Source organism: Streptomyces odontomachi, assembly GCF_024435355.1.
GTDB lineage: Bacteria > Actinomycetota > Actinomycetes > Streptomycetales > Streptomycetaceae > Streptomyces > Streptomyces odontomachi.
On sequence record NZ_JAMJWG010000058.1, the window covers coordinates 1 to 12,408 of the forward strand.

Annotated in this window: 10 protein-coding genes and 1 pseudogene; 8 read left to right on the forward strand and 3 right to left on the reverse strand. The window is 71.6% G+C overall.

Going from position 1 to position 12,408, the window contains the following annotated elements:
• Nucleotides 1-403: 403 nt before the first annotated feature.
• From NQO67_RS43185 to NQO67_RS43215, 7 genes are all read left to right on the forward strand, one after another.
• A complete protein-coding gene (locus NQO67_RS43185; protein WP_255956140.1) occupies nt 404-1,714 on the forward strand; it encodes a CHAT domain-containing protein in 1,311 nt (436 codons plus the stop codon).
• Nucleotides 1,680-2,114 carry an alkaline phosphatase D family protein gene (locus NQO67_RS43190; protein WP_308295756.1) on the forward strand — a complete coding sequence of 145 codons (435 nt, stop codon included), beginning with the start codon at nt 1,680-1,682 and terminating at the stop codon, nt 2,112-2,114. Before NQO67_RS43185 ends, NQO67_RS43190 begins: the two co-directional genes overlap by 35 nt.
• A gap of 285 nt (nt 2,115-2,399) precedes the next feature.
• The gene (locus NQO67_RS44755; protein WP_374119313.1) at nt 2,400-2,711 is read left to right on the forward strand and encodes a hypothetical protein; all 312 of its coding nucleotides are present in this window, start codon (nt 2,400-2,402) and stop codon (nt 2,709-2,711) included.
• Nucleotides 2,708-6,355: a BREX-2 system adenine-specific DNA-methyltransferase PglX gene (pglX, locus tag NQO67_RS43200; RefSeq protein ID WP_255956141.1), complete on the forward strand. Its 3,648-nt coding sequence runs from the start codon at nt 2,708-2,710 to the stop codon at nt 6,353-6,355. The genes NQO67_RS44755 and pglX overlap by 4 nt, the downstream gene beginning before the upstream one ends.
• A gap of 162 nt (nt 6,356-6,517) precedes the next feature.
• Nucleotides 6,518-6,826, forward strand: a complete 309-nt coding sequence (locus NQO67_RS43205) for a hypothetical protein (protein WP_255956142.1) — start codon at nt 6,518-6,520, stop codon at nt 6,824-6,826.
• 145 nt (nt 6,827-6,971) lie between these two features.
• The gene (locus NQO67_RS43210; protein ID WP_255956143.1) at nt 6,972-8,192 is read left to right on the forward strand and encodes a hypothetical protein; all 1,221 of its coding nucleotides are present in this window, start codon (nt 6,972-6,974) and stop codon (nt 8,190-8,192) included.
• Nucleotides 8,193-8,258: 66 nt separating this feature from the next.
• Nucleotides 8,259-9,203 (forward strand): NADP-dependent oxidoreductase, encoded by a 945-nt coding sequence (locus NQO67_RS43215; protein WP_255956144.1) that lies wholly within the window; start codon nt 8,259-8,261, stop codon nt 9,201-9,203.
• A gap of 33 nt (nt 9,204-9,236) precedes the next feature.
• Here NQO67_RS43215 and NQO67_RS43220 read toward each other — a convergent pair.
• A pseudogene (locus NQO67_RS43220) lies at nt 9,237-10,001 on the reverse strand (AraC family transcriptional regulator); the annotation flags it as partial.
• 236 nt (nt 10,002-10,237) lie between these two features.
• Between NQO67_RS43220 and NQO67_RS43225 the strand changes: the two are divergent.
• Nucleotides 10,238-11,026: a hypothetical protein gene (locus NQO67_RS43225; RefSeq protein WP_255956145.1), complete on the forward strand. Its 789-nt coding sequence runs from the start codon at nt 10,238-10,240 to the stop codon at nt 11,024-11,026.
• Between the two features lie 50 nt (nt 11,027-11,076).
• Here the strand turns inward: NQO67_RS43225 and NQO67_RS43230 are convergent, their stop codons facing one another.
• Together NQO67_RS43230 and groES are read right to left on the reverse strand one after the other, a co-directional pair.
• Nucleotides 11,077-11,736 (reverse strand): antibiotic biosynthesis monooxygenase, encoded by a 660-nt coding sequence (locus tag NQO67_RS43230; protein ID WP_255956146.1) that lies wholly within the window; start codon nt 11,734-11,736, stop codon nt 11,077-11,079.
• Between the two features lie 211 nt (nt 11,737-11,947).
• Complete coding sequence (gene groES / locus NQO67_RS43235) at nt 11,948-12,259, reverse strand: co-chaperone GroES (protein ID WP_255956147.1); 312 nt, start codon at nt 12,257-12,259, stop codon at nt 11,948-11,950.
• Between the last annotated feature and the right edge of the window lie 149 nt (nt 12,260-12,408).

A 12,408-nucleotide genomic window follows, 5' to 3' on the forward strand; every position in this document is an offset into this window, starting at 1 on the left:
GCTCAAGCACATGGGCGTCCCCCAGGTGGTCAGCGGAGACGCGGAATCGATGCTGAAGTGGCTGCCCATGCAGCGCGCCATGGACCTCGTCGACACGGCGATGCAGCATGCCGAGGTTCCATCATCGAGGGCCATCAAAGATCACACGACCGACGTTGAGAACCGATATGCCCATGCCGATACCCACACCGGCCATCACGGTCATCGGCACACCCCCACCCCACCGACGTTCCCGGCCGACACAGCAGATGCGGATGGTGCGCCGCGCCGACTGACGGCTGAACTGGCCGAGCAGGCGCCTCCAGGACGGGAGGTGCCCTTGCATGTGCAGGTCACGCGGGGTCCGAGGGATGTGGGCATACCCCTTCGTGGCTTTCCCGTACCGGCTGAAGGAGCCCGGCTGATGATCACCGTGCATGCGCCGGAGCTCCTGGCGCTCGGTGACCTTCAGCAGGAGTTGATCGTGCTGCCGGGGCGAGACTCGGACGTGTTGCGGTTCGGTTTGCGGACCACGGAGCCGGGCCTTCATACCGTGACCGTACGGGCTTTCCGGGGCGGGACCTTTCTGGGGGAGTTACACGCGCAGATCTCCGTGCAGAGCGGCGTCCCGACCCGGGACGGTCCCGCCCGCAGTGCTCCGTTGGCCACGCTGGCGTTCGACCCCGGGGAGATGACCCTTCAGGTACTCAAGGGCGCGGACGGTTCGCACAGTTTCCAGTTGCTGAGCGAGACCACCTATGCCCCGGAGTCGTTCCGGCTGATGGCGGGGGACGCCTACGGTGCCCGGGAGCTGATCTACGACGAGCTGCGCCGTACCGCCGCGTCGGCCCGCCCGGGGGACGGGGACGACCAGGGCCGGGCTCGTCGGCGGCTGCGCAACCTCGGCGTGCAGCTGTGGGCGAGTGCGGTGCCCGATGCCGTGCGGCGGCAGTTCTGGGAGCAGGCCGATCGGATCACGGCGTTGACGGTGCTCGGCGAGCATGACGCCGTGCCGTGGGAGTTGCTCTACCCCCGCGACCGTGACCAGGAAGGGGACGGATTCCTCGCCGAATGGCTCCCCGTGGTGCGCCGGGTCTTCGGGCAGGAAAGGGTGCGAGAACTGTCGTTGGACCGGGTCGCCTTCGTCGTCCCTCCGGGCTCACCCCCTGAGGCGGTCCATGAGGTGAGTGCGCTGCAATCCAGGTTGGGGAGCACCGCCACCTCTCTCGGCATGCTGGCGCACCGCAGCTCGGTGAGTGATCTGATCGAGGGAGGAGGAGCGGGGCTGCTGCACTTCGCCTGCCACAACGCCTTCGACAGCGCCGGCTCGCACGTCACCATGGCCGACGGTCCCTTCGATCCCATCGATCTCGCGTACGCCACCCAGTCCGGTGCTCTGCGGGCGGCTCGGCCCCTGGTCTTCTTCAATGCCTGTCGCAGCGCCGGGGAGATCGACTGGTTCGCCACCAGCCTGGGGTGGGCGCCGCAGTTCCTGCGCGCCGGAGCCGGGGCGTTCGTCGGAACGTTGTGGCCGGTGCGCTCCGACTCGGCCCTCGTGTTCGCCGATGCCTTCTACGAGCACCTGGTCACGCGGGGCCGGACACTCGGCCAGGCCTCCCTGCACGCGCGACAGGCCATCCGCTGCCAGGGCGGCGACCCGAGCTGGCTGGCGTACGCGGTGTACGGGAGCCCGGCGGCACGTGCCGCCGGGTCATCGCCCGTCGACTCGCCGTAGTGCCGATGGAACTCCGCCCGCCGAGCCCGACCAGGACCCTGCGGTCCTCCGGCAGCGCGGGGCGGCGGCGTTCCAGGCCATGTACGAGCACCTGCCGTTCCGCAGGGCCCAGCTGCCGGTCGGCCCCGACATGCGGCTGCACCGCCGGCCGGCCTACGGCACGCTCGCCGACTTCACCATCCTCGACACCCGCCGGTTCCGCGACGACCAGCCCTGCGGGGACACCCGGTCGACCGACTGCACCGCCCGCCTGGACCCCGATCTCAGCATCCTCGGCGCCGAGCAGCCAGCCACCCCGGGGCGGAGGTCTCACCCCCCATCCCCCACCGTCATCACCGTCGCCCCTCACCACGCACCCCTCGGGTCACCCACCGCCACCAGACATATAAGTCGTCGTTAGGATGATTCGGCACTGCTGACAGGGCCTCAGATAGTGACTGATGGCCGTCTCCGGAGTCGACGGGGTGGGGGCACCGTATGCGGGACGGTCGGTGGACGACGGTCACCGGGTCAGAGCTCGATCACCAGCGCCGCGGCCTGGAGGCCAGCTGCCGGAGGCTGCCGGAATCCGATCCAAGGCGGGCCTGGTCGAACGGTTCGGACGCCACCATCCGGCGTTCCGTGGCGAACGCCGCCCGGCGCGGGGCCACGGTGCTCCAGCGCGCCCGGCACCCGGCCGGTCTCGGTGACGGGCCTCTTCCTGGCGGCCCTGCACGCGCTCGTGCCGCCCGGTACGAAGCCGACGTGGCAGGCGCTGCCGAAGGCGGACGCGGCCGAACCCGGGTCACGGGGCGCCGTGAAGTTCGCCGGCTACGTGCGCACGGCGGGCGGTGCGGTGGAGCCGCGCGTCCGCGCGCTGCTGGACGGTGGCCCGCCGGACACCCGGGTGGTGCGGGCCCGCCACCCGCGACCGGCCGAAGGCGACCGCACCGCACGGGCGCAGACCCGTCACGCACGGACCAGTCAGGCACGCACCGCCGAGGGAGACATCGCGTGATCGACCGCAGGGCCCTGTTAGACGATGTGAAGCAGCAGGTGAAAGCGGTCGAGGCGGATCTCGCCGACCAGGTCGGGTTCGCCGGTGACGTGGGCGCCAGGCTGCGCGCCGAGTACGCGCAGGCACGCAAGCTGGGCCGTACGGCGGCCACCTGGAACTCCTGGCTCGGCGAGCGGATCACGCAGGTCGCGGTGGCATGGGTGCTCGGCACGGTCTTCGTGCGGTTCTGCGAGGACAACCGGCTGATCTCCGAGCCGTATCTGACGGCGCCGGAGGAGGACCGGCGGGATCTGGCGCTGGCACGCTACGAGGCATACGTGGCGGAGGACCCGGATCCGACGTTCCGCGGCTGGCTCGAGCGGGCGTTCGCGGAACTCGGCGCCGGGCAGGCGGGGCGGCTGCTGTTCGACCGCCGGCACAATCCGCTGTACCAGATTCCGCTCTCGCACGACGGTGCACGGGAGCTGATCACGTTCTGGCGGGAGCGCGACGAGTCGGGCGCCCTGGTACACGATTTCACCGACCCGCTGAACGAGGACGGCACCCGGGGATGGGACACCCGGTTCCTGGGAGACCTGTACCAGGACCTGAGCGAGGCCGCACGCAGGACGTATGCGCTGTTACAGACCCCGGAGTTCGTCGAGGAGTTCATCCTCGACCGGACGATGGACCCCGCGGTGCGCGAGTTCGGCTACGAGGGCCTGCTGGTGATCGACCCGACCTGCGGGTCAGGGCACTTCGTCCTGGGCGCCTTCCGACGTCTCGTGCGGCGGTGGGGCGCCGACCGGCCGGGGCGCGACCTGCACGAACGGGTGCGGGCCGCACTGGATTCCGTACACGGCGTGGACGTCAATCCGTTCGCGGTGGCCATCGCGCGTTTCCGGCTGCTGATGGCGGCGATGGCGGCGGCGAACGTACGGACGCTGGCGGAAGCCGGCCGCTACACCTGGCCGATCCACCTGGCGGTGGGCGACTCCCTGATCAAGACCCGGCAGACGGAGATAGGGATACGGGCCGGGTCCGGACCGGACGGGCAGGGGGAGCTGGAGTTCACGGCCGACGACCGGGACGAGCCGGCGGACTTCAGCTACGCGACGGAGGACGTACGCGACCATCCCGGCATCCTGGACCCGGGGCGCTACCACGTGGTCGTGGGGAATCCGCCGTACATCACGGTCAAGGACAGGACGCTCAACCAGCTCTACCGGGACCTGTACAGCGCGTGCGCCGGCGGGTACGCGCTGACGGTCCCGTTCGCACAGCGCTTCTTCGAGCTGGCCCGGCCGGGCGACTCCGAGGGACACGGGCGCGGCCTGGTCGGGCAGATCACGGCCAACTCCTTCATGAAGCGGGAGTTCGGCACCAGGCTCATCGAGGAGTACTTCGCCCACAAGGTCGAGCTGACGGAGGTCATCGACACGTCGGGGGCGTACATTCCGGGGCATGGCACGCCGACGGTGATCCTCATCGGCCGGCAGCGCTCGGGCGCCGGACGTGCGGCGACCGTGCGGACGGTACGGAGCATCCAGGGCGAGCCCGCGGCGCCGGAACACGGCGACACCGGACTGGTGTGGCAGGCGATCGTCGACCAGATCGACGCGCCCGGGTCGACGGGCCGATGGGTCTCGGTGAGCGATCTGGACCGCGAGCGCTACTTCGGCAGGCAGCCGTGGATCCTGACCGACGGCGGGCTGGAAATGGTGGAGCAGCTCGCCCGGACGGCGTCCGGCACGCTCAAGGACGTGGCGTCCAGCATCGGCAGGACCACGTCCACCGGCGCCGACGACGCGTTCTTCTTCCCCGACACGGCGGCGGCGCGCCGCCTGGGCCTGGACCACCGGGTCCGCCACCTCGCGGTCGGGGACTGCGTCCGGGACTTCCGCTTCACCTCCTACATCCCCACCGCGAACCCCTACGCGGACCAGCAGCAGGCCCAGCCCGTCCCGGACACCGACCCCCTCGTGGCACGGCTCCTGTGGCTCGACCGCACACGTCTGCGCCGCCGGCAGATCTTCGGCAGGACCCTGGACGACAACGGCCGGCCCTGGTACGTCCACCTGGAGAACTACAGCGGCAAGCTCGCCACCGAACGCGGCATCGGATTCGCCTTCATCGCCACCCACAACCATTTCGTGCTCGACCGTGAGGGCCACCTCTTCAACCGCACCGCACCGGTCATCAAGCTCCGCAAGGGGGCGACCGAGACGGAGCACCTGCAACTGCTGGGGCTGCTCAACAGCTCCGCCGCGTGCTTCTGGCTGAAGATGGTGAGCCACAAGAAGGGCGGCAGCCCCGAGTCCGGTGGCGGGCAGTCGGACCAGCCCTGGTCGTGGAGTTACGAGTTCACCGGCACCAAGCTGGAGGAGTTCCCGCTCCCGACCGCCTTCCCCACCCGTGTCGCGACCGCGCTGGACCGCCTGGCCCGGCAGCTGACCGCCGTCGACCCCGCGACCACCGTCGCGCACGGCACCCCGCTGGCCGCTACCCTGCGCGCCGACCGCGCGACCTGGCACGCCACCCGCGCCCGCATGATCGCCCTCCAGGAGGAACTCGACTGGCAGGTCTACGCGCTGTACGGCCTCTCGTCCGCGGACCTGTCGGCCGCCGAGCACGCCGACCCGACCGACGTCGTGCCGATCGCCCTCGGTGAACGGGCCTTCGAGATCGTTCTCGCCCGGCGCGTCGCCGCCGGCGAGGCGAGCGACGAATGGTTCACACGGCACGGCGCCACCCCCCGCACCGACCTCCCCGGGCACTGGCCCGCCGCCTACCGCGACGTGGTGCAGCAGCGGATCGACGCGATCGAGTCGTCCCGGGCCGTCGGGATGATGGAGCGCCCCGAGTACAAGCGCCGATGGGCCACCGAAGGCTGGGACGCTTTGCAAGAGAAGGCGTTGCGCGGATGGCTGCTGGACCGCATGGAGAGCCGCACCCACTGGTTCGACGACGCCGGCCTGCCGGCCCTCACCACCCTCTCCCGGCTCACCGACGCCCTCTCCCAGGACGCCGACTTCGTCTCCGTGGCCAGGATCTACGCCCCTCGCCACGCGCTGCCGTCCGTCGTCGCCGCACTGCTGACGGACGAGCACGTGCCGTTCCTCGCGGCGCTGCGGTACAAGCCGTCCGGGCTGAAGAAGCGGGAGGACTGGGAACACGTGTGGGACCTGCAACGCGAGGAGGACGCCGCCCCGGACGAGGTGACCAGACGCAAGGTACGCGACGCCATCCCCGTACCCCCCAAGTACACCTCGGCCGACTTCCTGCGCCCCTCCTACTGGCGGGCGCGCGGCAAACTCGACATCCCCAGGGAACGCTTCATCTCCTACGGCCAGCGCAACGTCGCCACGCCCGACCTGTACGGCTGGGCCGGCTGGGACCACCGCGAGCAGGCGTACGCCCTCGACGCGTACATCGCCACGCACGAGGCCCTGACCGGCGACGAGCTGAAGCCGTTCCTCGCCGGACTGCTGGAACTCCAGCCCTGGCTCGACCAGTGGCACGACGGCGTCGACCCCGCGTTCGGCGCGTCCCCGGCCGTGTTCTTCCGCGGCGACCGCCGGATGGTCCAGGGCGAGCACGGCCTGACCGACGACGCACTACGCGCCTGGCGCCCGGCCGGGGGAGGCCGGGGCCGTCGGACGTGAGTGCCTGGGCGCGATCTGGGCGCGATCCGGGCACGGCCACCGCCACTCTTGTCCCGTTCCGCAGTGCTCTTCGTAGCCGCAGTGCTCTTCGTAGCCGCGCGGAACACGCGATCCCGCTCCGGCGCACCGGCCGGACGGCGCGATGAGACGAAAGGACCCCAGATGTTCGCCATCAAACGAGCGGCACTCACGCTGAGTGGCACGGCGCTGGCCGCCGGCGCCCTGCTGGCCGTGCCGTCGACGGCCACGGCAGCCACGCTGCCGGCCGCCACCGGCGCGACGACCTCGACCCGGGCTCCGGCTACTGCCGAGGCCTACACGTGGGTTGACGCCTACCCGACCTTTTCCGAGTGCGACAACGTCGGGTTCGTACGCCAGTTGAGGGGAGAGTGGCGCGACTACCACTGCACCGCCTCACCGACTTCGCCTGGCGGAGACACCGTTGAGTGGAATCTCTGGGTGTTGTACTGACCCCGCGGCTCCAACGTCGCCTGACTACGGCATATGCATGCAGGCCCGTTTGCACGGGGGTGGACGAGAACGGCGCCCACCCCCGTGACGGCCGGTTCCACTCACCTGTTGTACGGCTGGACACCGCAGCGGTTACCGTACTGACGTGGGCAAACAGGAGAACACGGAACCTGGCTCGGAAAAGGGAACCGCTCTACTGATCGCGGCCGCGCCGACGGGCAAGGGGCGTCTGGTCGACGCCGCTTCGGTGCTGCCGGCGCTCGCCGTGGTGCCCGCGCACGTGCTCACCGGCACGTCGGCATCCACCGTGATCGAACTGGCCGACCCGATCGACCCGCAGACCGTGCTCACCCGCATACGCGCCGCGGCTGCCGCGCCGGGCCCGCTCGCCCTCTACCTCGCCGGCCAGCTCCACCTCGACCACCGTCAGCACCAACTCCACGTCGCCCTGGCCCGCACCACCCGCAGCACGCTGCGCTACACCGCACTGCCGTGGCCCTGGCTGGCCCAGGAGCTCGCCGCGCGCCGGCCCGGCACCACCACGGTGCTGGCCGACCTGTTCGCCGACGCGGAGGCGTGGCGGCAGCTGCAACCAGCCGGGCCGGCCCTCGCCCCCGGGGTCCGCCTGTACGGGCACATCACCCCGCCGGGGCGCCATCGCCAGCCGGCACCGCCCGCCTACCTGAAGGCGATCGCCGCGATGTGGCGCGGTGGCACCTACCTGCCCCTGGCCCAGCTCCACGAACACGCCGCCGCCCAGGCCGGGATCGACGGCGCGCTCCTCCTGGCCGTCGACCGCACCGCCCCTCGTCCGGCTGCCGCATCCCGCCCCCGGCCCACGGCGACCAAGGCGCCGCCCCCGGCCGACGTGCCCGCCGGCGGGCTCGAAGAAGGCATCGATCCGCACCCGGCGATCCTGACCGCCGCGCAGGCCGGGCGGCACAGCGAGGCCGCCGCGATCGTGGCGATCTGGGAGAGCGCCGCACTGCGGGCCCACGGGCCCGGGTCCACGCAGGCGATCCACTGGGTGGAGGTACGAGCCGACCTGGCCCGCCTCGCCGGTGACGCCGCGCACAGCTGCGCACTCTGGATGCAGGCGGCCTCCGCCCGCCTCGACGGCCAACGGCAGGCGGCCGATCACCCCGATGTCGAAGCCGCCGTCGATCGGGCCCACCACCAGTGGGCGCAGTTGCAGGACCCGCAGCGACTTCGCGCGCTGGCTGCGCCCCTCCTGGACCTGCGGCAGCGCGTCCCGGGCCGTGGCGAAGCCCTCCGGCTGCTGCATCTGCGCCTCGAACACCTGCCCACGGCACCGCGGCCGGCGAGCGAGGCGGACGGCACGGGACCGGTGGCGCACCCGGCGTGACCCGGTCCGGGGCCTGGCCGGTCGTGTGCCGGGAATACGGCGCGTGCCGTGTGGTTGGCTGAGATCATGAAGGCAATTGGATTTACCGAGTTCGGCGGTCCCGACGTACTTCATGAGGTGGAGCTGCCCACTCCCGAACCCGGTGCCGACGAGGTGCGGGTACGGGTGCTGGCGGCGGCGGTCAGCCCGACGGACACGTTGCGGCGCAGCGGCGCCCGCGCGGCGGACATGCGCAAGGAGGGGACACCGTACGTCGTCGGGATGGACGTGGCCGGTGTGCTGGAGAAGGTCGGCCCGGGCACCAGGACCGACCTGGTCGCTGGGGAGCACGTCATGGGCATCGTGCTGCCGCGGGGCACGCACGGCGGCTACGCGGAACAGGTCGTGCTGCCCGCCGACTCGGTGGTACGGGTCCCGGCCGGCACGGACGACGTCGCCGCCTCGACGCTGCCCATGAACGGTCTCACCGCACGGATGACCCTCGATCTGCTGGGCCTGCGGGCCGGGCAGACCATCGCGGTCACCGGGGCGGCCGGCGTGTACGGCGGCTATGTGGTGCAACTGGCCAGGTCGGAGGGCCTGCGCGTGGTCGCCGACGCCGCCCCGGGCGACCGGGACCTGGTGCGGGAGCTGGGCGCCGACATCGTCGTCGACCGGGGCGACGACGTGTCCGAGCACATCCGCCGGGCCGTGCCGGACGGGGTGGACGGGCTCGCCGACGGAGCCGTCCTGGACGACAAGGTGATCGGCGCGGTGCGCGACGGCGGGCGCATCGCGACGGTCCGCTCCTACACCGGTCCGTCCGAACGTGGCATCACCTACCACCCCGTCATGGTCCGCGAGTACGCCACCGAACGGGCCAGGCTCGACGCGCTACGGGGCCTCGTCGAGCAGGGCAGGCTGACGCTGCGGGTCGCCGGTACGTACCCCGCGGCGCAGGCCGCGGAGGCCCACCGGCGGCTGGCGGCCGGCGGCACCCGTGGTCGCCTGGTGCTCACCTTCGGGGGCTGACGAGCGGTTCGCGAGCCGCTTGCGGCCGACGTGACCGGTCCATGCCCTGTCGTCGACCGTCAGGAAGGGCTCCCCTGCCACGGTCGACGGTGTCACCCCGGTGAACGCCATGACGTCCCGGTTCAGGTGTGACTGGTCCGTGTAGCCGCCGTCCGCCGCCACCCGGGCCGCGCCCACCCCCGCGACCAGGCGGTGCGCGGCGTGGTCGAAGCGGACCAGCTTCGCGGCACGCTTGGGTGGCAGGCCGGTCTGCGCATGGAACCGGGACCACAGGCGCTTGCGGCTCCAGCCCAGCTCGGCCGCCAGCCGGTCGACCCGGACGAGACCGCGGCTGGCGACGATCCGACCCCAGGCCCAGGCCACTTCGGGGTCCACCGGCGCCTTCTCCCGGCATCGGCTGAGGAGCACCGCGTCCAGGAACGCGAACCGCTCCTCCCATGAGGTGATGTCTCCCAGCTGCTCGCTCAGTCGTGCCGTCTCCCGGCCCCACAGGTCGTCGAGGGGCACGGCGCCGTCCAGATCGGCCGGGGAGGCGCCCAGGGCCGCGCGTGCCACCACCGGGGACAGGCGCACCTGCACGCATCCGACGTCCTCCCCCCACACCCGGACGGCGCCCCCGAGCCCGAATCCGAGCCCGGCGACGAGGCTTCCCCGCTGCTGCCGCCCGGTGCCGTCGTCCACGACGGGTCCGCCGGCACCGAAGGTCAGGGCCAGCATCACGGCCGGGTGCGGAACCACCCGCAGGCCGCCGGCGAGCGGCCCGGGGACCTGGAACCCGGCCATGGTGACACCGGGCATCCGGCTGGGGCGCTGCGGACGTGCGACGTCCCAGCCGGCCGGGTCGGCACGTTCACCCGCGGTGGTGGGCTGCATCGTCCCATTATGTGACGCCACCCATGACCCGAGCCGCGGGCTCCCCGCTTCGGTGGCCGAGCACCGGAACGGGGCGTCGCTCGCTGGATGGCGAACGGAGGAAGCGCGCAGATGAGCATGGGGGTGCGCAAGAGCGGTCGGCAGGGGCTAAGTTGTCGGTCATGACACACGGAGGCGCCGGACAGAATCATCCGCAGCAGCCGGGGTGGCAGCCGCAAGGGCAGATACCTCAGCAAGGGCAGGTGCCGCAGCAGGGCCCGTACCCGCCACAGTGGCAGCAGCAGCCGCAGGGACAGCCTCCGCAGCAGCCCTACCCGCCCCAGCAACAGCCGTATCCACCCCAGCAGTCCTATCCACCGCAGCAGCCCTACCCACCCCAGCAGCCCTACCCACCGCAGCAAATGCCGGGTCCGCAGCAGGAGCCGCCGTTGACCCTGCCCGGCTGGGGAGCCGCACCTGTGTTGCTCGGCACGGTCTTGGCCCTGGTGGGCCTGTTCGCCCTCAACTGGGTCAACGAGATGGGCTTCTCCGACCTCAACAAGGGGCTCGACCAGGCCGCGGCCTTCGTCGACGACCGCAGCGCCAGTGACCAGTGGAACCTGATCTACTTCCCGCAGGGTGCGATCATCGCGCTGTTCCTGGCCGCGATCCCGGCCGCGCTGTGGACCCTGGGCTCCCTCCGTTCCAGGGAGAGCATCAGGAGGCGCGGTGGCCTGATGAAGCGCAGCCTCGGCGAGGGGAACACCGGCCCGACCCGGATCATGATCTCCGTCATCGCCGGGCTGTGCCTGCTGTACCACGTGATCAGCCTGATCGTGCTGACGGACAGCGGTGAGCACCTCGACGACCTCGGCCCCGGCCCGTGGACGATGGTCGCGGGCCTGGCACTGATCACGATCGGCGCGGTGATCGGGCCCCGAGTCCCCGGGCGAGCGCCCTACTACCGGTGATCGTGGCCCAAGGGCCCGTTCTCAGCGCCGGGTTTCCGCGGAACGCCCGCTCAGCGGCGGGTGCACCGCGGACCCCGGACGCTCCCGACGAGGTGGTAGTGCTGCGGAGGATGCACCTGCACTTCCGCGGTGGGAGCCGGTAGCGGTACTCCCCCGTGATCCGCGCGGGTGGTCGGTGCGTGGAGCAGGACGTGCAGGCCGTCCGTGCGCACCAGGACGTGCGCGGGTCCCCAGCCGGCAGCCGGCGTCTCCCGGAGCTCGGCCGCGAGGCCGTCGGCCCACTGCCTGGCGTCCTCCGCGGTCCGGGCCCTGGCACCCACGACGACGATGGCGTCAGCGGGCTCTGGAGCCGTCTCGGGAACGATGCTGTGGAGCAGTCGGAAGCGCATCAGCCCGGGTCGCTCGATCCCCGGCACCTTTTGGTCGATGCGGCTCACCATGGCGGCCCGGTGTGCACGGACGAACGCGAGATGGGCCTCGTCGCTCGCCCACTGCGCATGGCTCAGGAGCACTCCGCCATCCGCACTCGCGAAACAGGCGAGCTGCACGAACGCCTCGGGCCTGAACCGGGCGGACAGCTGCTCCCACTCGCCGAGCAGCGCCTTCGCCGCCGCACGTTGCCGCTCCGGCGTTCCCACGATCCATTCGCTGATCAGAACGGTGCCGGCCTCGGGCCGGGCCAGGTCGGGCCATGCTCGTGGCGTTCTCATGGTCATCCACCTCCAGTGACAGGAGGCCATGATCAGACTTCAACGAAGGTTCAGGTCAAGCGCGCGCGGTGCGGAGGTGCGGTGCGGTGGCCCATGGCCGCCCTGCGACACCGTGGGTGAACGTGTCACGGGCCCGGGCGGGGATCGGCACACCCTCTTCCCCCGCCCGGGCCCCTGGAACAGGCAGTTCCCGTCGGCGTCGCGCCGCTCGCTACTTCTCGATGACGGCGAGCACGTCGCGGGCGGCCAGCACGAGGTGGTCCTCGCCGTTGTAGCTCACTTCGGTGCCGCCGTACCTGCTGTAGAGGACGGTGTCGCCGACCTCGACGTCGAGCGGGATGCGCGTCCTGCCGCTGTCGTCCCGGACGCCGGGGCCGACGGCGAGAACGGTGCCCTCCTGGGGTTTCTCCGCGGCGGTGTCAGGAATCACCAGCCCGGTAGCGGTGGTGCGTTCGGCGTCGGCGGGCCGGACCACGATCCGGTCGTCCAGTGGTCTGAGTACGACCTTGGTAGTGGCTGTCACGAACTGTCCTTCTGGGAATCGTCGGATGGGGTCGGGGGATCGGGGGATCGGGGTGGAAGGAGCCTGGGGGTGCGACTGTCCGCACGGCGGAGGTGCCCGCGTCAGAAGTCCATGCCGCCGGGCATGCCGCCCTCGCCGCCCCCGGCGGT